The organism is Pseudomonas helleri, from assembly GCF_001043025.1.
Lineage (GTDB): Bacteria > Pseudomonadota > Gammaproteobacteria > Pseudomonadales > Pseudomonadaceae > Aquipseudomonas > Aquipseudomonas helleri.
Genome location: NZ_JYLD01000005.1, coordinates 310644 through 332746, shown reverse-complemented (window position 1 = coordinate 332746; position 22103 = coordinate 310644). Strand labels below are relative to the sequence as shown.

The following is a 22103-nucleotide window of genomic DNA, read 5'->3' as shown; positions in this document are numbered from 1 at the left end:
TCGCTCCTGCAGGTGGGGTTACATCCAGCCCAGCCAGCTCCAGTACGTCGCGCCAAACAGCAGCATCAGCAGGTAACCCACCACGGTGACTATCAAGCCGACCTTGGCAAACTGCTTGGCGGTGAAGGTTTGTGTGCCCAGGCACACCATGTTTTGCGGGGCGTTGATGGGCAGGATAAAGCCGTAGCTCACCACAAAGCCCAGCAACATGGTCATGCCCAAGCGGCTGAATTCACCCGGCAAGGTCTGCAAGACCGCAATCAGAATGGGCAGCAAGGCCGATGTCAGCGCCGTCGCACTGGCAAAGCCCAGGTGAATCAAAATCAGAAACGCCCCCAGAATCGCAAAAATCCCCAGTGGCCCTACCTGATCCAGCCCGGTGTTATGCACCACCTGCCCGCCCAGCCATTGCCCCGCCTGGGTGGTCAGCAACGCCGTCCCCAGGCTGATCCCCACGCCGAACACAATCACCGTGCCCCACGGGATACGCGACTGCACGTCCTTCCAGGTCATTACCCCGTAACGCGGCAGCAACAGGATCACCAACCCGGCGTAGGTAATGGAGGTGGTGTCGAAGCTGTGCAACTTGCCTTCCGTGGCCCAGCCCAGCAACAGCGCGATGGAAACCGCCATCAGGCGTTTCTGCGGCCCGGTCATGGGGCCCAGTTCGGCCAGTGATTTTTCCACGGCTTCTTTACCGCCCGGGATGCTGTCGCTTTCCGGCGGGAGCATTTTCAGCACCACAAACAGCAACACCGCCGACATGATGATGGCCCACGGCGCACCGGCGATCAGCCAGTCGAGCCAATTGACCCGTTCGCCGAGCATCTTGTCCATAAATCCGACCGTCAGCAGGTTTTGCGCGGCGGCGGTTTGAATGCCGACGTTCCAGATACTGGTGCCCTGCGCCACCACAATCATGATCCCGGCGGCGATGTTGGAGCGCTTGTCGACGCCAAACGCCAGAATCACCCCCATCATGATCGGCACCACACATGCACTGCGCGCCGTGGCGCTGGGCACCACCAGGCTGAGTAGAATGGTCACCGCAATCGCACCGATCAAAATGCGCCGAGTGCTGGTGCCGATGCGTGACAGGGTCACCAGCGCAATGCGCCGATCCAGCCCGGTGTGGGTCATGGCCGCCGCAATAAACAGCGCGCCGGCCACCAGCGCCAGTGCGGCATTGGAAAACCCGGTGAGGGCCATGGTGATCCCGGCGTTGGTGCCGTAGATTTTCGACGGGTCGGCCAAGGTGGGTGCCATGCCAATCAAAAACGCCATCAGCGACGTGATCATGATGGCGCTGGCTTCGTATGACACCGCTTCGGTGATCCACACCACCACGGCAAACACCAGAATCGCCAACATCCGGTGCCCGGCGACCGGCAAGTCGGCGGGCAACGGCATCATCAAAACGCCCACCATCGCCACAATGGCGATGACCAGACCTATGGGTAACTTAACTTTCGCCGTTGCCGGCGGCGGGGTCGTAGCGGGCGCGTTCACGGCCATCTCCTTGTGCTTGAAAACGCATGCAGCATAGGTCAAGGACGCGGGTTTCGCGTTGATGCTTGTCAGGTATTTATTGAAGCTCACACCAAAAACTGTGGGAGCGGGCTTGCTCGCGATGGTCGTTAACGATGACGCTTCTTTGCCGGGCAAATGAGGCGCACTGAAGCGCATCGCGAGCAAGCCCGCTCCCACCCTTGAGCCGTGTTGCTCTTAGATGAGTCAGCGGATTTTATAGTGAAACGTATTGCGCACCCCAGGCACTGTCACTGCCTGACCATCGACGATGCGCGGCTGATAGCGAAACGTCGCTGCCGCCACCAATGACGGGCGAATAAACGCCGGGTGGCAGTCACCGACCACTTTGGGGCTTTCGACCTTGCCCTGCGGCGTCACCGAATACTCAACCGTGCAATCGCCCTCAATGCCTTTGTCCAGCGCGCGCTGCGGGTAGTCCGGGGCCTGTTTGCTGATCGGCAAGTATTGCCGCACATCCGCCGCCGCGGCCGCCTGTTGCGCACGCCTGGCGTTATCCACTGCCACTCGGGCTTGCTGCGCAGCCGCTTCAGCCGCCACTTGCTGACGTTGCATCTCGGCCTGCTCGGCGCGTTGTTGGGCCATTTTTTGCTGCTCTTCTTTGAGCTGCTTTTGCTCCTCTACCCGTTTACGCGCCAACGCCGCCTGTTCCAGTTTGCGTGCCTGTATCTGCGGGTCCGGCTTGGCCACTTCGGGCTTGGTTTCGACCACCGACGGCGGCACTACCACCGGTTGTGGTGCCGGTTCAGGCGGCGCCACCACAGGTTCCGCTGGCATCATCACCAAGCGGGTTTTCAAGGTACTCGGCGCGGGCGCGGCCATTTCGTGCTCCATGCTCCAGCCCAGCACTAAAAACGCAATCACCGCACTGTGCAACGCAACCGTGACCGCCACCGCCTGGCTGTTGTGCCAGAGCCGGGTCCAGGGCAGCGGCCGGGTCTCAACGCGCCCGGCACTCATCAACGCGGCACTCATTGCGGGGCCTCTGTGACCAGCCCCAGGTTGGTCACGCCGCCTTGTTGCAAGGCCGCCATGGCCTTGACCACGCTGCCGTAACCGGCGTCGTTGTCGGCACGAATATACACCTGGGTGTCGCCGTCTTGCGCCACCACCTGGCCGATTTTGGCTTGCAGCTCTTCAAGGCTGACGGCGCTGTCGGTCTGGTTTTTGGTGTCCAGTTCACTGCCCAGGTTCCAGTAGTAGCCGCCATCGGCCTTGACCGACAAGGTGAGGATTTTCTGCTGGGTATCATTGGCCAACGCTTCACTGGCGACTTTGGGCAGGTCAATTTTGACGCCCTGGGTCAACATCGGCGCAGTCACCATAAAAATCACCAGCAGCACCAACATCACGTCGATGTAAGGCACTACGTTCATTTCGGCCTTGGGCCCGTGTTTGCGCTGTGGTCGAGCAAGCATCTTCAAACTCCCTGTTAAGCGGCAGCGGCCATGTTCCGTGAACCCGCATGAAAGCCACGGTACAAGCGCATTTGCAGTTCATTGCCCAAGCTGTAATAGCGGGTCAGCAGGGTTTGCCCACGGGACGAGAAACGGTTGTAGGCGATGACCGCCGGGATCGCGGCAAACAAGCCAATCGCGGTGGCGATCAAGGCTTCGGCAATGCCCGGTGCCACAGTCGACAACGTGGCCTGTTGCACCTGGGACAAACCGATAAAGGAGTTCATGATCCCCCACACGGTGCCGAACAGACCGATATACGGGCTGACCGAGCCAACGGTGGCCAGAAATTGCAGGCCTTTTTCGAGGCGGATTTCCTGCTCGGTAATGGCTACATACAGCGAGCGTTCGATGCCTTGCATCAGCCCGTCAGCATCAATGCCCGGCTGCTGGCGAAGCTGCGCGTATTCGCTGTAGGCCGCGACAAACACCTGCTCGGCACCGGCATCCGGGTTGCTGGCGTCGCGGCTTTCACGGTACAGCGCGCCCAGGTCACCCGGCGCCCGCAAGCGCTGGGTAAAGCTTTCAATGTCGCGCTCGCTGCGGCGCAGGATGGCGCTACGACGCACAATCAAGAACCAGCTCAGTACCGAAGCGGCGAGCAGTATCAACATCACGCCTTTCACCAGCAGGCTGGCATCGTTGATCAGACCCCAAATGGTCATGTGTTCCATGGTTGCTTGCATGTTGTAACTCCTGATGACTGTTGATTTAAATACACCCCCCGTGTGACCGGGTTATGGCAGGCGCAGAGCCTTGGCCACGTCGCTCCATGGGATGTACTTGAAGTTCTGGGCCTGCTCGGGCATGCGCTTGCGGCCGTCCTGCACCACCAGCATGCCTTTACTCCAAGGCCCGCCGAGGTTGGCTGAGGTCACGTCGAGGCCATCGGTTTCGGAGGTGCCGTCAATCCCGGCTTCGGCGTTCACGCCTACCCGGAAGGCACCGCGCAGGGCAAACGGCGGCTCGGCATCGACCACCACGTAGCTGTCATTGCCCTGGCTTGAAATCACCAGGTACTTGTCTTTTTCTGTCTGGTACAGCGCCAGCCCTTCGATGTCGTCATGCACCTGCTCACCGACCTTGATCACACTGGTCAACGTGGCGGGCTGATCCGGGCGCGCATCCACGGCCCACACCGCCACATCCTCTTCGCCCAAAAACAGGCGTTGGCGCTGGTCGTCGGCGACACAACCTTCAGGCTGGGTCGGCACCTTGAACTGGCGTACCAGCTCGCCTTGCACCTGGTCACCCTTGGCAAACAGACGGTGCTGCACAAAGGTCCCGTCCTTGTCGTTGGCGAAGCTGTAGATCTCGCCCGACGGCGCCTTGAACAGGCACAGCCCGTAGATGTCTTTGACCGGCGTGGCGATCTCGCCCACGGCTTTCAACTCGCCAGACTCACGATCAATGCTGAACACATTCAAGCTGTTGTGATCACGATTAGTGGCGACCGCCAGGTCAACGGTGCGCGAACCCAAGGTGAACCCCGGACGCACATCGACGTTGTTCAGACGTCCTACCGGCAAGTGCTGCACGCGCTTGCCTTGCAAGTCGTACACCTCAAGCCCTTGCTGTTTGTTGGTGCCCAGCACGCGGCTCTGCGCCGGATTTTTGGGGTTGACCCAAATCGCCGGGTCGTCGGCGGCATCGCCCTGGCTCATCACCACGTCGGTCTGCACCACCGGCTTGACCACCGACAGCACGGGCGGCAGAGCCACCGGTGTGGCTTTCCAGTTGAGCGAGCCTTGGAACAGACGATTGGTCGCGCCGTCCTGCACCAGTACATCCAGCCCTTTGGCGGTTTCACGCAGGGCCAGATGCTCAGGCTCGGTCACACCGTCAAGTGCCAGGCTGGCCACCGGCGACCAGCGCTTGCCTTGCTGTTGATAGAGGTTCAATTGCGCGGCTTCGGGGTCCAGCCCGAGCAGGCCACCGGGCACCACCGCCATGGCCCCGGCGGCCTTTTTGACGTTGCCGAAGGGCTCGACGATGGCCACCGGCAAGCGCTCAACGTCAGACTCGGCATGGGCCGGGTAAGCCCACCAGCCGACGTTCTCTTCGTTGACGAACAGTTGCTGCGCCGCATCCTCCACCTGGCAGAACTTGGCTTGCGGCGGCATTGGCAGGCTGCGCACCAACAAGGGTGCGGCCAGTTGTTTGCTGTCCGCCGCCACCAGCCATTGCTCACCCTTGCCCTCTTCACCCACGGTAAACAGGTACAGATTGCTCGCCTGATCGCGGTACAGGCACACGCCATTTACCGCGTAGTCGCGTTTGGGCAGGTACGTCGGTGTCTGCCACTCGCGGGTTTTCGGGTCCAGGCTGAACAACGCGACTTGCTGCTTGGCCTTGTCCTGGCTGGCCACCAGCACGTTGTCGCCCAGGGGGCGGCTGTCCAGCCCGGCGAACGAACCGGCGATCTGGCTCAGGGTTTTGCCTTGCGCATCGAGCAGCCGCAGACCGTCGCGCTTGCTCACGGCCAGGCGATCATCGCCTGTGGGCAGGTAACTCAGCGCCTGGGCTTTGCCCGTGCCCCAGGGTTGCAGGGCTGGCGCGCTGATTGGTGCCGCCTGTGCGCCGCCTGCGGCCAGGCACACCAGCAAAGGTAAAAGCCGCGGTGGGTGTTTGAACAAAAGAAACATGGATATACCGTCCGTTGAAGCCGTATCTGTAGCCGCTGCCGCAGGCTGCGATGGGTTGCGCAGCGACCCCGCTCTTGCTCGAAGGCGAAGGTCCTGCGGCCCTTATCGCAGCCTTCGGCAGCGGCTACAGAAAACGTCCAATGCTTTAGAAATGGGTGAAGGTCAGGCCTACAGAGTAGGTTGGACCGTACTCTTCGTACTGGTTGTTGTAGCGGCTGTTGCCGCTGTACACGAAGTACGGCTGGTCGGTCAGGTTCTGCGCGTCAAAGCTCACTTGCAGGTTTTTGGTCAGCGAGTAACGCGCGCTGAAGTCCACAAAGGTCTGCGCAGCCACATGGGTGTCGTGGGCTTTGTCGTTGACCCCGGCCAGCTCATAGAGGTAGGCCGATTTGTAGTTGGCAGACAGGCGCACGCTGAGCTTGTCGTCTTCCCAGCCGAGCATCAGGTTGCCGACGGTGTTGGACTGGCTCGGCAAGTCGATGTCGCGCTTGAGGGTTTGCCCGGATGCGGCGTCGTAGCCTTTAATGCTGGCGTTGGAGCGGCTGAAGGTGGTGTTCGCCCCCACAATCACGCCGTTCCAGGGCGCAGGCAACCAGTCGAATTTCTGCGAGTAGGCCAGTTCCAGGCCGTACAGCTTGGCGTTGTCGCCGTTGGCATAGGAATGCGCCTCGGTGAAGTCGCGCCACGCGCCCGTACCGGCAAGGTCATTGTTGTAGACGAAGTTTTTAATGTCTTTGTAAAACAGGAACGCCGACACCGTACCGGCCTGCCCCATGAAGTGCTCAATGCCCAGGTCGAAGTTGCTCGACTCCAGCGGTTTGAGGTTCGGGTTGCCGAATTCAGCCTTGTCATCCTCGATCACAAAGCCCGGCGCCAGTTGGCCGAAGGTCGGGCGCACCACCGCGTTGGTCCAGGCGGCACGCACCTGGGTGTTTTTCGCCAACTGGTAACGCGCATGCAGGCCCGGCAACCAGTGGTGGTAGTCGCGCTTGGTGTTCTGGGCTTCATACACGCCGTTGCGGATGCCCGTGCCCTTGGCGTCGAACTCGGTGCCTTCGTAGCGCAGGCCGGCGATAAAGCGCCAGTCGTCGATGTCTACGGTGTTCATCAGGTACGCCGAGTTGATGTCTTCGTGCATGGTGAAGTCATTCACCCGCGACCCTTGCTCATCGTAGAACTTGTCGCGGTTCAGCCCGCCGATCAGGTCTTTGATCGCCCCTGCGCTGATGCCCGGCCCATAACGGCCGAGGGAGTAATCCAGCTCGCCCTTGCTGAAGCGATCGAGGTTCAACTGGTCATCGCTGAAGCCCAACTTAGAGAAGTTTTTGTAGGTCCAGGCTTCGGTGTCGTTGTCTTTGCTGCGACGGCTGACTTTGCCGCCGAACTTGAACTGCGAGGCGTAGCCGTCCACGTCGTAATCGCGCGCCAGGTCGAGGCGGATGTTCTTTTCTTTGTCTTTGGTGATTTCTTTCTTCACGTCGACTTTGTCGAGGATGAAGTTGGCCGGGTCATAAAAACCCGCGCCGATGATCGGCCGGGGCTTTTCCGAGTCGTACCAGCCGCTGTCGGGGAAGCTTGAAATGCTTTTGAAAGTCGCCCCGGCAATGCCCGCCGGGCTGTCTTCGCTGGACTCGCTGTAACCGGCCTGCCCGCTCAGGGTCCACAGGCCCATGCTGCGCTCGCCGCCGAACACGTAAGACTGGATTTCCTGAGTCTCGTCGCGCTGCTTGAGTTTGCGCTTGGCTTTGGCCTTGCCCAATTCGCCTTCGGCTTGCGGGTTGGCGTATTCAATCGAGTCCGAATTGCGGATTTCGCTGTCTTTGAAGCGGCTGTACAGCGTGCGCAAGTAGAGTTTGGTGTCGTCGTCGGGCTTGTAGTCGAAGTTCAGACCGCCCCCGGAGCGCTCGCGACTGATGTCGTATACCCGTTGTTCGAAGCTGTTGAGCTTGGCGCCGTCGGTAAAGTCCCAGGCACCGGCTGTTTCGACGTTGTCCGAACCAAAATCGCGCTTGTTCCAGCTCAGGGCTGCCGCCACACCGAAGTTGTCGATGCCGTCGCCGAGGCTGAAGCGATCACTGATGGCGCCCGACACTTTGGGGCTGGTCTGGTGGGTGTTCTTGTTGTATCCGGCCTGGGTGGTGGCGGTGTAGAACAGGCCGTCGTGGTCAAAGGCCGACAAGCTTTCGACGTCGACCGTGCCGCCCAGCGAGTTGGCGTCCATGTCCGGGGTCAGGGTTTTGATCACCGACAGCGACTGCACCAGCTCAGAGGGCAGCACGTCCAGAGCAACGGCGCGGCGCTTGCTTTCAGGGGACGGCACCAGCGTGCCGTTGATGGTCACGCTGTTCAGGTCCGGGCCCAGGCCACGCACGCTGACGAAGCGGCCTTCGCCCTGATCGCGCTCGATGCTGATGCCCGGCAGGCGCTGTACGGCTTCGGCAACGTTAGCGTCCGGCAACTGCGCGACGCCATCGGCGTGCACCACGCTTTGGATGGTGTCCGAATTGCGTTGCTGCTTGAGCGCCTTGTCCAGGCTCACGGCCTGCCCGACCACCTCAACGTGTTCAGTGGCACCGGCGACCGAAGCTTCAGCGGCGCTCAAGCGTTCGCTGGCAATGGCCATGGCCAGTGCACTGAACGTAAAGCCGACCCATTGCGTCTTGCTGCGACCCTTGTACATGTTTGCTCTCCCCCAATTCGCGCTTAAGGCCAGGCAAATGGCCCGACAACTTGGGAGCGAACGCTAGGGGTGCTCAATGACAGTGCCGTGACAGTGCTCAGCACACACCCCGGAAATAGAGGCTTTTAGGGGGGTAATCTGCGCCGGATGAGCTGATTTGACCTTTTTCAGCCCAAGACCCTGTAGGAGCGAGCTTGCCTCGCGAGCTTTTAAACCATCAAAAGATCGCGAGACAAGCTCGCTCCTACACACTTCATATCAACGATTTTTGGCAGGACCCTTGAGCTGATTCGACCCTCACACCTCGTAACATCACTGTCACAGAGCTCTGTTCTGCTGGCCTGCATTACGTTTGGGTAGACCCGTCATGACTTGGCTCAACATCCTTAAGCACCATCGCTGGAAACTCGGGTTGCTGGTTCTGGCCGCCAATATCGGCGTGCTGCTGAACTTGGCGTTCGGTACGCCCAAGGCCTTTCACGAATGGCAGTGGCTGGACATCATCGGCGAAGGCGGCACCGCGCTTTTTGTGCTGCTGTGGCTGGTGCTGGTACTTAAAAGCCGCCCCACAGGACGGGTCACCAATTACCTGTCGATTGGCCTGTGCTGCATCTTCTTTTCCTGGTGGATGGACGTTCTCGACGAATTTATCCGCCTGCCCAAACACCTGGGCTGGAACCACTGGCTCGAATCCGGGCCGATGCCGGTCGGGATGGTTCTGCTGACCCTCGGCCTGTACCACTGGCACCGCGAACAGCAAGCCATCAACCAGCAGATGGAAAAGCGCGAACGCATATTCCGCGAGCATCGCCTGTTCGACAAACTCACCCCGCTGGGCGGTGCCGATTACCTCAAGCGTCAGGTCAGCGACTGCATGGCGCAGAGCCTTGAGCAGCAACAACCGCTGTCATTGCTGGCACTGGATATCGACGATTTCGCCTCGCTCAATCAGCACTATGGCCACGCGGAAGGCGACGCGGTGCTGCAAGCTTTGAGTCAGCTGTTGCTTCTCAATCTGCGCCGCCACGACCTGCTCTGCCGCTTGGCCGGGGACCGCTTTGTGGTGCTGCTGCCAAACACCGGCGAAAGCCAGGCCCGGTTACTGGCTCTGGAGCTGCAACAGGCCGTGCAGAGCCTTGCGCACAAAACCCGTCAGCATGGCGAGCGGGTCTATTTGTCGGCCAGCACGGCGGTGGTCATGGCCTTCAACGAAGCCCCCGATGAATTGCTCAAACGCTTGAACCTCGCTCTGGCGCGGGCCAAACCGGTACGGAGCAAACGGGCATGAGCCTCGACAGCCGCTGGTATGAAGCCGACACGCGCTTTATACCCGGGCACTACCAACCCGCGACCCTGATTGACCTGGCGTTGTCCCGCGACATCGACAGCCATCGGCTGCTGCGCGGCACCGGCTTGTTCTATGACGACATCGTCGGCGGCAATACGCGCCTGAGCCCGCAACAGTTCTTCGGCCTGATCGCTAACGCCCAGCGCTTGCTGGGGGCCGATGACAGCAGTTTTCTGTTCGGTCAACGCTTGTTGCCGGGCCACTACGGCCCGGCCAGCCATGCCCTGCAACAGGCGCAAAACCTGCATCAGGCGCTGGAAACCGTCATTCACCACCGGGCGCTGCTCAGCCCCTTGTTGACGCCACGGCTGTTGCTGGATGAGCGCTACGCGTATGTGTATTGGCTCGACAGTTGCGGCGCCCAAGAGCAATTACGCTTTGTCCAGGAAGCCAGCATGACCGCCTTGAAATCCATGAGCCAATGGCTCAGCGGCGAGCGTTTGCCGTGGGAATGCAGCTTCAGCTACCCCGAGCCGCGCTACGTGGAGCAGTACTGGGTGCACTTGGGCGAAAACACCCAGTTCGGGGGCCAACTCGACCTGATGCGCCTGCCCCGCGAGTATCTGACACGGCCTTGGCCAAACGCCTCGGCGATTGCCCGGCAAGTCGCGCACCAGCAAGCACAAAGCCAATTGCACGAGCTTGGCTTCAGCGCAAGCCTGCTTGACCGGTTGTATGTGCACTTGCGCGATCAGGCGCAACGCGCCCCTGGCCTTGAAGAAGTGGCCCAGCATTTTGCGATGAGCCAGGCCACCCTCAAGCGCAAACTGAACAAACACGGCACACACTTTCAGGCCCAACAAGACCAGGCGCGCAAACACGTGGCGCTGTACCTGTATCAGATCAAGGGGTTCAGCAACGAGGCGGTGGCCGAATACCTGAACTTCAACGACCCGGCCAACTTCCGCCGGGCGTTGAAACGCTGGACCGGGTGCACGCCGAATTTGATCCGAAAGTTCATGACCCTGTAAAAACCCTGTGGGAGCGGGCTTGCTCGCGATTGGGGCGACTCGGTTAGTCTGATAAACCCAGTCGATCCCATCGCGAGCAAGCCCGCTCCCACGGTTTTAATGCATCGGGTTATTCAGCCAATGCGCGCAGTTTGGCCAATTCTTCTACGCCCAACGGAATGCCGGCTTCCAGGGATTTGGCACGTTCGATAAAGCGTCGGTCGCCCGGCATGCGCTCAAGGCCCACGGCGTGCATCTGCCTTACCAGTTCGGCGCTGCGCTGGGCGAAGCTGTTACCACCGGATTTGCTCGGGTCAATCACGATCAGCAACTGGCCGGTCCAAGGGGTTTGCGCGCCCGGGTGTTTTTTCCAGTCGAATTCAAACGAGAAGTTGCCACCCGTCAACGCCGCCGCCAGCAGCTCCACCATCATCGACAGTGCCGAGCCTTTGTGGCCACCAAACGGCAGCAAGGCGCCGCCGTCGAGAATGGCTTTCGGGTCTTCGGTCGGCTCGCCCTGTTTGTCGACGCCCATGCCCGCTGGCAACAGGTGACCTTTGCGCGCAGCGATTTGTACGTCGCCATGGGCAATGGCGCTGGTGGCCAGGTCGAAAACGATAGGGCTGGCGCCTTCACGGGGTGCCGCGAAGGCGATCGGGTTGGTGCCAAACAAGGGTTTTTGCGCACCGTGCGGCACTACGCAGGTCATGCTGTTGACCACGCTTAAGGCCACCAGGCCTTCTTCGGCAAACGGCTCAACATCGGGCCACAACGCCGCGAAGTGGTGGGAGTTGCGAATCGCCAGCACGGCAATCCCGGCGCTGCGGGCCTTTTCAACCAGCAGCTCGCGGGCCGCCGCCAAGGCCGGTTGCGCAAAGCCATTGGCGGCGTCCACGCGGATAAAACCGGAGGCCACGTCTTCAACCTTGGGGACGGCCTGGCCATCGACCCAGTTGCTCGCCAGCGACGCCAGATACCCCGGAATGCGGAACACCCCGTGGCTATAAGAACCGTCGCGCTGAGCCCGGGCACAGTTGTCGGCCAGTACCTGCGCCACAGCGCGGGAGGTGCCATGACGCTCAAAAATCTGTTGCAGCAAAGCGGTCAGTTCGCTCAGAGAAAGCGACTCGGTGGCCGATGTGGCGGTGACGGGCTGGGACATTAGGGGGCTCCGATCTCGTTGTTATTGTCGAGTTATGACGGTAAAGCACTATCCTGCGATGACAGTTCTCTGTCAATTCTTGACTTAATGACAGAAAACATTCACTTTCTCCACCGCGCTGAAACAAGAACAGGAAGCAGCCGTGAGTCAGTCGATCAAACAACGCCTTGAAAGCAGTCTGTCTACCGCCGCGCCTTCGGGCCGGGCGATTGCCAGTTATATGCTGGCGAACCTCTACGAGCTACCGTTTCAGACCGCCGCCGACATTGCCGCCAAGCTGGGTGTCAGCGAGTCCAGCGTTGGGCGTTTCTGCCGTGCGCTGGGTTACAGCCATTTCAAAGAACTGAAAAACGATCTCAAGGACGACCTCGGCGATGGCCCGTGGCTGGTCGGAGATCGCCTGCAAGAATTCCGCCAGCAATCAAGCCAAAGCCCGCAGGCATTGCCGCGCAGCTTTGAGCTGGAAGTCGCAGCGCTGGTCAAGGTTTACGAATACAGCCTGACCCCCGCCTGGCAAACCGTCAGCCAGCGCCTGGCGACCCGGCGCAAAGTGTTTGTCGCAGGGTTCCAGACCGAGCGCGGGATCGCCGCCTCCATGGTGCATTTGCTGCAATACCTGCGTGATGGCGTGCAATTGGTCGATGGCGCTGCCGGGCATTACGCCGATGTGTTGCTGTGCCCGGCCGACGATTGCGCGCTGGTGGTGTTTGAAGCCCGCCGGTATTCGCGCCACGCCCAGCAACTGTGCCGCAAGGCACGTGAAGCGGGCATCCCGGTCACGCTGGTGACCGATACCTTTTGCGACTGGGCCGATGCCTGCGCCGATGAAGTGTTTCGCGTACCGACCGAATTCAACCTGTTCTGGGAATCCACCGCAGCCATGCTGTCGCTGGTGCACCTGCTCATCAATGAAGTGTGCAAACAACTGGGGCCTGACGTTGAGAAGCGTCTTGAGGCAACCGCGGCCTTACACAATGAGTTCGTGGGTTACACATCCTCACCCGGATCAAAACAATAAAACGAGGTGCTAGATGAACAACGTCCTTCGCTTTGCCAGTGCTTGTGCAATGGTGTTCGCGGTCGCGGCCAACGCCCAGGCAGACAAACTGACCATCGCCACAGAAGGTGCTTACCCACCGTTCAACTACGTTGATTCGGACAACAAACTGCACGGCTTCGACGTCGATATCACCGAAGAGCTGTGCAAACGCATGGACGCCCAGTGCACCATCGTGGCCCAGGACTGGGACGGCATCATTGCCGGTTTGATGGCCAAAAAGTACGACGCCATTGTCGCCTCAATGATCGTCAACGAAGAGCGCAAAAAGAAAATTGCGTTCACCAACCACTACTACCGCACCCCGCTGTCCATCGCCGTGGGCAAAGAGTCGGACATCACCGATGCCCAGTCGGACTTCGCCGGCAAGACTGTGGGCGCACAAAACGCCGCCACGCAAAGCCTGTACGCCGAGTCCCACTACAAAAAAGCCGACATCAAGCTGTACCCGACCCTGGACGAAGCCAACGCCGATTTGAATAACGGGCGTGTCGACGTGGTGATTGCCGATAAATTCCCACTGTTGGAGTGGGTCAATAAAACCGGCAAGGACTGCTGCAAAATCATTGGTGACGTTGACGGCACCCTGGATGACGCCGCCATTGCCGTGCGCCAAAACGATGATGCCCTGCGTGAACGCTTTAACAAAGCGCTGGACGAAATCGTCGCCGACGGCACCTATAAAAAGATCTCCAGCAAGTACTTCGACTTCGACATCTACTAAGTCTTTCGCCCTCGATTGAGGGCCTCCCTGCCGATGACCCTGCCCTGCGCGCCCATGGTGCGCAGTGGCTGACCTTCGCCTTTTTTTGACCGGGGACTCGAGCATGCTCGAACAACTTTCACTTCTCTCATTTGCCAGTGGCGGCTGGGGTTCAGCGCTGCTGGCCGGTTCGCTGGTGACCATTGCCCTGGCCTTGAGCTGCCTGCCCATCGGTTTGCCGCTGGGGCTGCTGGTGGCCGTCGCCGCACGCTCGAAAAACCGCTGGGTACGTGCCTGGGCCACGACCTTTTCCACGGTGTTCCGGGGTTTGCCGGAACTGCTGACGCTGCTGATCATTTACTACGGCTGCCAGATCGCCGCGCAAAAGATCCTTGAGGCCATGGGGTATGACGTGCAGTTCACGATCAATACCTTTGTTGCCGCCATGATTGCCTTCAGCCTGGTGTTTGCCGCGTTCTCCAGCGAGATCTGGCTGGGCGCGTTCAAGACCATCCCTAAAGGGCAATACGAAGCCGCCTCGGCGCTGGGCCTGTCGAAGTTCACCACCTTTCGCAAAGTAGTGCTGCCGCAACTGGCGCGCATCGCCCTGCCCGGCCTGTCGAACAACTGGCTGTCGCTGCTCAAGGATACCTCGCTGGTCTCAACCATCGCCCTGGTCGACCTGATGCGCCAAACCAACCTGGCGGTCAGCGTGACCAAAGACCCGATGCTGTTCTACACCGTTGCGTGCTTTATCTACCTGTTTTTCTCGACGATTTCCGGGCGTCTGTTCGCCTTTATGGAACGCTACTTCAACCGCCACATACGGAGCGTGCAGTCATGAGCCTGGCGGATCTGCAAAACATGATTCTCGACCCCGAATTGCTCGAACGCTTCGCCCCGCGCTTTATTGACGGGCTGCTGGTGACCGCCAAGCTGGTGGCGATTTCATTCACCCTCGGTGCGTTGCTGGGCTTGCTGATTGCGCTGGGACGTTTGTCCAGCAATCGCCTGCTGCGCAATTTTACCGGCGCCTATGTGTACTTCTTCCGTGGTTCGCCGCTGCTGGCGCAGTTGTTCTTGCTGTATTACGGCCTGGGCTCGTTCAAGAGCTTTTGGCAAGACATCGGCTTGTGGTGGTTCTTCCGCGATGCCTGGCTGTGCACCCTGTTGGCCTTTACCTTGAACACGGCGGCGTATCAGGCCGAGATTCTGCGCGGCAGCATCATGTCAGTCGCCCAGGGCCAGCGCGAAGCGTGCAAGGCACTGAACCTGTCGCGCTGGACGACGTTTCGCAAGGTCATCTTGCCGCAGTCGCTGCTGGTGGCCATCGGCCCGCTGGGCAACGAACTGATCCTGATGATCAAGGCCAGCGCCATCGCCTCGCTGGTGACCATTTATGACCTGATGGGCGTGACCAAAATGGTCTTTGCCCGCACGTTCGATTTCCAGGTGTACCTGTGGGCCGCGGTGCTGTACCTGCTGATCGTCGAGATCGTGCGCCGCACCCTCAAATTTATCGAAGGCCGCCTCAGCCGCCATCTGCAGTAAGCCCATTGTTCGGGCTGCACAATCGGCCCCTGTTTTAAGGATTTGTTTATGCATTGCGACACTCTCGTTCTGGGGGCCGGCATTGTCGGCGTCAGTACCGCGTTGCAACTCCAGGCCCGCGGACGCAACGTTGTCTTGCTCGACCGCGACCAACCGGGCAGCGGCACCAGCCACGGCAATGCCGGGCTGATCGAGCGCGCCAGCGTGATCCCGTATTCGTTCCCGCGTGAGCTCTCCCGCTTGCTGCGTTACGGCCTCAATCAGCAGCCCGATGTGCGTTACAGCCTCAAGCACCTGCCCAAAGCCGGGCCGTGGCTGATGCAGTACTGGCAGCAGTCCGGCAGCAAAGGCCTGGCCAAAGCCACTGAAGCGATGCTGCCGCTGATTGAAAAGTGCGTGAGTGAACACGACCTGCTGGCAGAACCTGCGGGCATGACCGAGCTGATTCAGGACAGCGGCTGGGTCGAGGTGTACCGCACCCCGGCAGACTTCGACAAAGCCCAGCGTGACGCGGCGGCCTTGGGCCGGTTCAAGCTCAACTATCGCGTGCTCGACAAGCAACAGGTGCACGCCCTTGAACCGGGCCTGCACAGCGACGTGCTGGGCGGCATTCACTGGCTCGACCCCAAGACCGTCAGCGACCCCGGCGGCTTGACTCGCGGTTACGCCGAGCTATTTGTGCAGCGCGGCGGCCGCTTTGTGATCGGCGACGCCAACAGCTTGCGAGCGACAGCCGGGCAATGGCAGGTTGAGAGCCAAAAAGGCTTGATTGTGGCCAATGAAGTGGTGGTTGCATTGGGCCCGCAGGCCAGGGGGATTTTCGAGCCGCTGGGCTATCGCATCCCCTTGGCGATCAAGCGTGGTTACCACATGCACTACGCCGCCAAAGACGGCCACACCATGCAGCACCCGATCCTCGATTCAATCGGCGGTTACGTGTTGGCGCCCATGGTAGGCGGTATTCGCCTGACCACCGGTATCGAATTTGCCGACAGCGATGACCCGATCAATGAAATCCAGCTGCGCCGCTGTGAAGAACGCGCCCAACGCCTGTACCCACTCGGCCCGCGTGTCGATGCCGAGCCGTGGCTGGGGCGCCGCCCGTGCCTGCCCGACATGTGCCCGGTGATCGGCCCGGCCAGTCGCCACAAAGGCTTGTGGTTCAACTTTGGGCATGCCCATCACGGCCTCACCCTGGGCCCGGTCAGCGGGCGCCTGCTGGCAGAAATGATGACCGGCGAAACACCTTTTACCGACCCGACTCCCTACAGCGCCGAGCGCTTTAACTGATCGTTGGAGACACACTATGCAAGCTCATTCTGCTTACGTTCATAACCCCGTGTCGCCATCGACTGACACCCGCAAGGTGGTGGTGGATATCTCGGGCCTGAACAAGTACTACAGCGCGTTCCATGTACTCAAAGGCATCGACCTGAAAGTGCACGAAGGCGAGCGTATCGTCCTGTGCGGCCCGTCCGGTTCAGGCAAATCGACCTTGATCCGCTGCATCAACCGCCTCGAAATCGCTGAAAAAGGCCAGATCCTGGTCAACAGTACCGACCTGTCACAGCCCAGCCGTGAAGCGGCCAAAGTGCGCAGCGAAATCGGCATGGTGTTCCAGCACTTCAACCTGTTCCCGCACATGAGCGTGCTCGACAACTGCATTCTGGCGCCGATGTCGGTGCGCGGATTGCCGCGTAAAAAAGCCGTGGAACTGGCCCAGCACTTTCTGGAGAAAGTCGGCATTGCCAGCCAGGCCGACAAATACCCGAGCCAGCTCTCTGGTGGCCAGCAACAGCGCGTGGCGATTGCCCGGGCGCTGTGCATGGAACCGAAGATCATGCTGTTTGATGAACCGACCTCGGCCCTGGACCCGGAAATGGTCAGCGAAGTGCTGGACGTGATGGTCAAACTGGCAGGCAGCGGCATGACCATGCTGTGCGTGACCCACGAAATGGGCTTTGCCCGGCAAGTGGCCGAGCGGGTGTTGTTTCTCGATGGCGGCATGATCATCGAAGACTCCCCGCCCGAAGACTTCTTCAACGCCCCGAAAAGCCCAAGGGCCAAAGCATTCCTTGCGCAGATCGTGCATTGAACGGTTGATCGGTTGATCGGTTGATCGTCGTAGCAGTTGACGAGCTTTGCGAGGCTACGTCCGCTTCGTGGGGCCACACCGAAATAGCAGTCGTAAATGAATTAATGCGGCGCCTCAGTCAGGCCTTGCACTTAGCATTTACGATCGCTTCGCAATCGGACGTAGCCTCGCTGAGCTCGGCAACTGCTACGGGAGTAGCCTGGCGCAAAAACCACAGGATCAGCAGGGCAACGGCCACGGTCAGGGCGGCCAGCCCGTAAAGCAGTACCTGGAACGCTTGCAGGTAGGCCGCGCCCAGCACGGCCTGCTCCAGCCCCTGGGTCACTCCCGCGGCCTGGCTCAGGTCGCCCGTTGCCAGGTACTGCGCCGCCCCCGCGCTTTGGCTGGGTAAATGGCGTTGAATCAATACCGCCAGCAGCGCGCTGACAACCGCCAGCGAGATCCCCTCGCCCGCAACACGGGTGGTGCCGAAGATGCCGGTCGCCATGCCCGCACGCTCCTTGGGCACGACGCTCACCGACAACCCGTCCATCAAGCCCCATGGCAACCCCGTGCCGATGCCGATCACCAGCAGCGGGACGGCCCATTCGAGCGTCGGCTGATTGATCCCCACCCGGCTCAGCAGCAACAACCCGGCCGCCGCGATCAACAAACCCGCTGCCGACAACACCCGCGCCGAGGCCCAGTGGGTCAGCACGCCTGCCAGATAAGGCACGATCAGCATCGGCGCCGACAAGGCAATCATCAGCAACCCGGTGTCGGTTGCACTGCGCCCTTCGATGCCAATCAAACGGACGGGCAGCAACACCAGCAGCACCACAAAACAAAAACAGGTGGCCACAGGCAGCAATTGCACGCCGACAAAACGCGGGTAACGGAACAGTGACAGGTCAAGCATGGGCCGCGTCACCCGCCGTTCTATACGCACAAACGCCAGCACACAAACCAGCGCCCCGAGCAACATGCCGATCACCGGCGCGCTGTTCCAGCCCGTGCTCGGCACCAGCAAAATGCCCCAGGTAAACAGCACCAATGCGGCGGTGAAACTCACGGTGCCTTTAGCGTCCAGCTTGCTGGCGTGCGGGTCTTTGGACTCGTGCATCATCGGGATCGCCATCAGCAACGCCAGCCCGCCGATTAACGCGCCCGAAACAAACACCGCGCGCCAGCCGATATGTTCGATCAGCACCCCCGCCAGAATCGGCCCCAGCGCCAGGCCGACGCCAAAGCTGGTGCCCAACAGGCTGAATGCCTTGGTCTGACTGCGCCCTTCGAACGTATTGGCCAAGGCCGCGCTCCCGCCCGCCAAGGCCGCGGCGGCGCCTACACCTTGTAACGCGCGCAGCCCGTCCAGCCAGACAATGTTCGGCGCCAAGCCCAAAGCCAGCGACGCCAATACAAACACGCCAACGCCCGAGACAAACATGCGTTTACGCCCATAGCGGTCCGCCAGGGTGCCGGCGGCCATCAACAAACTGCCAAAACTCAACATAAAGGCGTTGGTGATCCAGGTCAGCGCCAGCGGCCCGGCGCCCAGATCAAGGCCAATGGCCGGTGTGGCCAGCGCTCCACCGGAAAAACTCAGCGGCAGGATCAGCGCCGCCGTGCAGACGGCAAGCAAGGTCCAGCCAGCGGACACGCTGGATGTGCGATCAAGACTCATGGGTAACGCTCCGGCCAGACGGCCCAGCAAAAGAAGGTTCAACGAGGATAAAAGCGATCCAATCGGAGAAAAACAGGCTATAAATCCGCTCTAACCCAACCAAAACTCCTTAATAAAGGCAGCACATGGAAAGCTTGAGTGGTCTGAACGCGTTCGTGATTGCCGCCAGACTGGGCAGTTACGTGGCCGCCGCTGAGCGGCTGGGGATTTCGGCTTCAGCCGTTGGCAAGAGCGTTGCGCGCCTGGAAGACGGGCTCGGCGTGCGCCTGTTCAATCGCAGCACCCGACGCTTGAGCCTGACCGAAGGCGGCACGCTGTTCTTTGAGCGTTGCAGCAAGATCCTCGATGAACTGGAAGAAGCCGAGGCCGAACTGCACTCATCGCGGGATGCGCCACGCGGTCGCTTGCGCGTGAGCCTGCCCGCGATTGGCTACCGCATGTTGCTGCCAATACTCGGCGAATTCACCCGGCGCTACCCCGAAATCGAACTGGACATGGACTTCAGCGACCGCATGGTCGATGTGATAGGCGAAGGCATGGACGCGGTGATCCGCAGCGGCGACTTTGCCGACTCGCGGCTCAAGAGCAAGCCGCTGGGCACCTTCCACTTTGTGCTGGTCGGCGCACCGGACTATTTTGCCCGCCAGGGCGTACCGCAGACGCCCCACGACTTGAAGCAGCACGTGTGCCTGCGCTACCGGTTCCCCAGCAACGGCCAGTTACAGGAATGGACCTTCACCGGCGACGAGGACGACGACAGCCAGTGGAAGCGTTCAACCCCGCTGGTGTTCAACAACCTGGAGGCATTGATCAGCGCCGCTACGGGCGGTTTTGGCCTGGCTTACGTGCCCGACTTTGCCGTACGCCAGGCATTGCAGAGCCAGCAATTGGTCGCCGTGCTGGCCGATCACATCAGCGCACACGGGCGATTTTCGGTGCTGTGGCCCAGCAGCCGCCATTTGCTGCCGAAGTTGCGCGTTTTCGTCGATTTTCTGGCCGAACACATGACCCTGAACGCACGCCCCCAGCCCTTGTAGGAGCGAGCTTGCCTCGCGATCTTTTGATCTGAAAGGTCGACAAGGTGTGACAATCACACCGCGCCGCCCGCATCGCGAGCAAGCCCGCTCCCACAGGATGCTGTGCTTCTTAGAGCTGTGCCGCCAGCCGCGAGCCCTGGTTGATCGCGCGCTTGGCATCCAGCTCGGCGGCCACGTCAGCGCCACCGATCAAGTGCACGCTCTGGCCGGCAGCCAGCAGGCCATCCTGCAGCTCGCGCAAAGGGTCTTGCCCGGCGCATATCACGATGTTGTCGACGGGCAGCACTTGCGGCTCGCCTTCGCCAATGCGGATGTGCAGGCCGTCGTTGTCGATGCTCAGGTACTCCACGCTGTTGAGCATTTGCACGTGTTTGTTCTTCAACCCGGCCCGGTGGATCCAGCCGGTGGTTTTGCCCAGGCCGTCGCCCACTTTGCTGGCTTTGCGCTGCAACAGAAACACTTGGCGCGCCGGTGCATGCACCTCGGGCTTGATCCCGGCCACACCGCCGCGTGCCTCAAGACGGCTATCAATGCCCCACTCGCGCCAAAACGCTTCGCGGTTCTGGCTGGTGGCCTCGCCCTCTTGCACCAGGAACTCGGACACGTCAAAGCCAATGCCGCCCGCACCGATCACCGCGACGCTGGCACCCACCGGCTTGCGCTGCAAAATCACGTCCAGGTAGCTGAGCACTTTAGGGTGGTCGATCCCGGTAATCGCCGGGGTGCGCGGGGCAATCCCGGTGGCCAGGATGATTTCGTCAAATTCGCCCGCCACCAGTTGCTGCACATCCACGCGGGTATTGAGCCGCAGGTCAACACCGGTGGTGCGCAGTTTGTGCGAGAAGTAGCGCAGGGTTTCGTAGAACTCTTCTTTGCCCGGCACGCGCTTGGCCACATTGAACTGGCCGCCGATTTCACTGGCCGAGTCAAACAGCGTGACCTGATGCCCGCGCTCAGCGGCTACGGTGGCCGCCGAGAGCCCCGCAGGCCCGGCACCGACCACGGCGATTTTCTTCACCGCAATAGTCGGCAGGTAGTTGAGTTCAGTTTCGTGGCAGGCCCGCGGGTTGACCAGGCAACTGGTCAGCTTGCCGCCAAAGGTGTGGTCCAGGCACGCCTGATTGCAGCCAATGCAGGTGTTGATTTCGTCGCCGCGACCCGCGGCGGCTTTGTTGACGAACTCCGGGTCGGCCAGAAACGGGCGCGCCATAGAGACCATGTCGGCATCGCCTTCGGCGAGGATCTGCTCGGCAATTTCCGGCGTGTTGATGCGGTTGGTGGTAATCAGCGGCACGCTGACCGAACCACGCAGCTTGGCGGTGACTTTGCTGAACGCGCCACGCGGCACTTTGGTGGCGATGGTCGGAATGCGCGCTTCGTGCCAGCCGATCCCGGTGTTGATCAGGGTCACGCCAGCCTGCTCCACGGCCTTGGCCAGTTGCACGATTTCTTCCCAGACGCTGCCACCGGCTACCAGATCGAGCATCGACAGGCGATAAATGATGATGAAGTTCGGGCCTACGGCTTCACGGGTGCGGCGCACGATTTCTAGGGGCAGGCGCATGCGGTTTTCGTAGCTGCCGCCCCAGCGGTCGGTACGATGGTTGGTCTGCGCAGCCAGGAACTGGTTAATCAAATAACCTTCGGAGCCCATGATCTCAACGCCATCATATCCGGCACTTTGCGCCAGTTTGGCGCAGGTCACGAAATCGCTGATCTGCTTCTCGATACCCGCTTCATCCAGCTCTTTGGGAGTAAACGGGTTGATCGGCGCCTGAATGGCGCTAGGGGCGACTTGTCGCGGGCTGTAGGCGTAGCGCCCGGCGTGAAGGATCTGCAGGCAGATCTTGCCACCTTCGGCGTGCACGGCCTGGGTCACGACCACATGTTTCTCAGCTTCTTCAGCCGTGCTCAGCTTGGCCGCCCCGCTGTACACCCCGCCCTCATCGTTGGGCGCAATGCCGCCGGTGACCATCAGGCCGACGCCCCCTTTGGCCCGCTCGGCAAAATAGGCGGCCATGCGTTCAAACCCGCCCGGCTGCTCTTCAAGGCCGGTGTGCATCGAGCCCATCAGGGTGCGGTTACGCAAGGTGGTAAAGCCCAGATCAAGCGGGGCGAGCAAATGGGGGTAGTGGGAGGCGGTCATCAGGGATGCTCCGTTACAGGCTAAATCACGGAAAGCGAGGTGCTCTTTGGCCCTCGTCGGT

The 22103-nt window shown here is 60.8% G+C and carries 18 protein-coding genes; 9 read left to right on the top strand and 9 right to left on the bottom strand.

Annotation, left to right across the window (positions count from 1 at the left end; translation table 11 throughout):
- Positions 1 to 18: 18 nt before the first annotated feature.
- From TU84_RS10795 to TU84_RS10770, 6 genes are all read right to left on the bottom strand, one after another.
- The gene (locus TU84_RS10795) at positions 19 to 1509 is read right to left on the bottom strand and encodes a DASS family sodium-coupled anion symporter (protein WP_048369100.1); all 1491 of its coding nucleotides are present in this window, start codon (positions 1507 to 1509) and stop codon (positions 19 to 21) included.
- A gap of 225 nt (positions 1510 to 1734) precedes the next feature.
- Positions 1735 to 2523 carry an energy transducer TonB gene (locus TU84_RS10790; RefSeq protein WP_048369044.1) on the bottom strand — a complete coding sequence of 263 codons (789 nt, stop codon included), beginning with the start codon at positions 2521 to 2523 and terminating at the stop codon, positions 1735 to 1737.
- Positions 2520 to 2966: a protein TolR gene (tolR, locus tag TU84_RS10785; RefSeq protein WP_048369043.1), complete on the bottom strand. Its 447-nt coding sequence runs from the start codon at positions 2964 to 2966 to the stop codon at positions 2520 to 2522. The genes TU84_RS10790 and tolR overlap by 4 nt, the downstream gene beginning before the upstream one ends.
- 14 nt (positions 2967 to 2980) lie before the next feature.
- Complete coding sequence (tolQ, locus tag TU84_RS10780) at positions 2981 to 3691, bottom strand: protein TolQ (protein ID WP_048369042.1); 711 nt, start codon at positions 3689 to 3691, stop codon at positions 2981 to 2983.
- A gap of 51 nt (positions 3692 to 3742) precedes the next feature.
- On the bottom strand, positions 3743 to 5650 hold the full coding sequence (locus TU84_RS10775; RefSeq protein WP_048369041.1) for a phytase: 1908 nt from the start codon (positions 5648 to 5650) through the stop codon (positions 3743 to 3745).
- A gap of 145 nt (positions 5651 to 5795) precedes the next feature.
- On the bottom strand, positions 5796 to 8330 hold the full coding sequence (locus TU84_RS10770) for a TonB-dependent receptor (protein ID WP_048369040.1): 2535 nt from the start codon (positions 8328 to 8330) through the stop codon (positions 5796 to 5798).
- A 367-nt stretch (positions 8331 to 8697) separates the two neighbouring features.
- On the opposite strand from TU84_RS10770, the gene TU84_RS10765 reads away from it, so the two are divergent.
- Together TU84_RS10765 and TU84_RS10760 are read left to right on the top strand one after the other, a co-directional pair.
- Positions 8698 to 9618, top strand: a complete 921-nt coding sequence (locus TU84_RS10765; RefSeq protein WP_048369039.1) for a GGDEF domain-containing protein — start codon at positions 8698 to 8700, stop codon at positions 9616 to 9618.
- Positions 9615 to 10649 (top strand): AraC family transcriptional regulator, encoded by a 1035-nt coding sequence (locus TU84_RS10760; RefSeq protein WP_048369038.1) that lies wholly within the window; start codon positions 9615 to 9617, stop codon positions 10647 to 10649. The genes TU84_RS10765 and TU84_RS10760 overlap by 4 nt, the downstream gene beginning before the upstream one ends.
- A 109-nt stretch (positions 10650 to 10758) precedes the next feature.
- Here TU84_RS10760 and TU84_RS10755 read toward each other — a convergent pair whose 3' ends face one another.
- Complete coding sequence (locus tag TU84_RS10755) at positions 10759 to 11790, bottom strand: Ldh family oxidoreductase (RefSeq protein ID WP_048369037.1); 1032 nt, start codon at positions 11788 to 11790, stop codon at positions 10759 to 10761.
- Positions 11791 to 11932: 142 nt separating this feature from the next.
- Here TU84_RS10755 and TU84_RS10750 point away from each other — a divergent pair, with 142 nt between their 5' ends.
- The 6 genes from TU84_RS10750 (at position 11933) to TU84_RS10725 (ending at position 17196) form a co-directional block, all read left to right on the top strand.
- Positions 11933 to 12808: a MurR/RpiR family transcriptional regulator gene (locus TU84_RS10750; protein ID WP_048369036.1), complete on the top strand. Its 876-nt coding sequence runs from the start codon at positions 11933 to 11935 to the stop codon at positions 12806 to 12808.
- 13 nt (positions 12809 to 12821) lie between these two features.
- The gene (locus TU84_RS10745; RefSeq protein WP_048369035.1) at positions 12822 to 13571 is read left to right on the top strand and encodes a transporter substrate-binding domain-containing protein; all 750 of its coding nucleotides are present in this window, start codon (positions 12822 to 12824) and stop codon (positions 13569 to 13571) included.
- 103 nt (positions 13572 to 13674) lie between these two features.
- A complete protein-coding gene (locus tag TU84_RS10740) occupies positions 13675 to 14394 on the top strand; it encodes an ABC transporter permease (protein ID WP_048369034.1) in 720 nt (239 codons plus the stop codon).
- The gene (locus tag TU84_RS10735; protein WP_048369033.1) at positions 14391 to 15101 is read left to right on the top strand and encodes an ABC transporter permease; all 711 of its coding nucleotides are present in this window, start codon (positions 14391 to 14393) and stop codon (positions 15099 to 15101) included. The genes TU84_RS10740 and TU84_RS10735 overlap by 4 nt, the downstream gene beginning before the upstream one ends.
- 48 nt (positions 15102 to 15149) lie before the next feature.
- Positions 15150 to 16391, top strand: a complete 1242-nt coding sequence (locus TU84_RS10730) for an NAD(P)/FAD-dependent oxidoreductase (RefSeq protein WP_048369032.1) — start codon at positions 15150 to 15152, stop codon at positions 16389 to 16391.
- Positions 16392 to 16470: 79 nt separating this feature from the next.
- Positions 16471 to 17196: an amino acid ABC transporter ATP-binding protein gene (locus TU84_RS10725; protein ID WP_082148686.1), complete on the top strand. Its 726-nt coding sequence runs from the start codon at positions 16471 to 16473 to the stop codon at positions 17194 to 17196.
- 118 nt (positions 17197 to 17314) lie between these two features.
- Here the strand turns inward: TU84_RS10725 and TU84_RS10720 are convergent, their stop codons facing one another.
- On the bottom strand, positions 17315 to 18859 hold the full coding sequence (locus TU84_RS10720; RefSeq protein WP_048369030.1) for an MFS transporter: 1545 nt from the start codon (positions 18857 to 18859) through the stop codon (positions 17315 to 17317).
- A 125-nt stretch (positions 18860 to 18984) separates the two neighbouring features.
- On the opposite strand from TU84_RS10720, the gene TU84_RS10715 reads away from it, so the two are divergent.
- Entirely contained in the window at positions 18985 to 19896 is a 912-nt protein-coding gene (locus tag TU84_RS10715; RefSeq protein WP_048369029.1) for a LysR family transcriptional regulator, read from the top strand.
- Between the two features lie 109 nt (positions 19897 to 20005).
- Here the strand turns inward: TU84_RS10715 and TU84_RS10710 are convergent, their stop codons facing one another.
- Entirely contained in the window at positions 20006 to 22042 is a 2037-nt protein-coding gene (locus TU84_RS10710) for an NADPH-dependent 2,4-dienoyl-CoA reductase (protein ID WP_048369028.1), read from the bottom strand.
- Between the last annotated feature and the right edge of the window lie 61 nt (positions 22043 to 22103).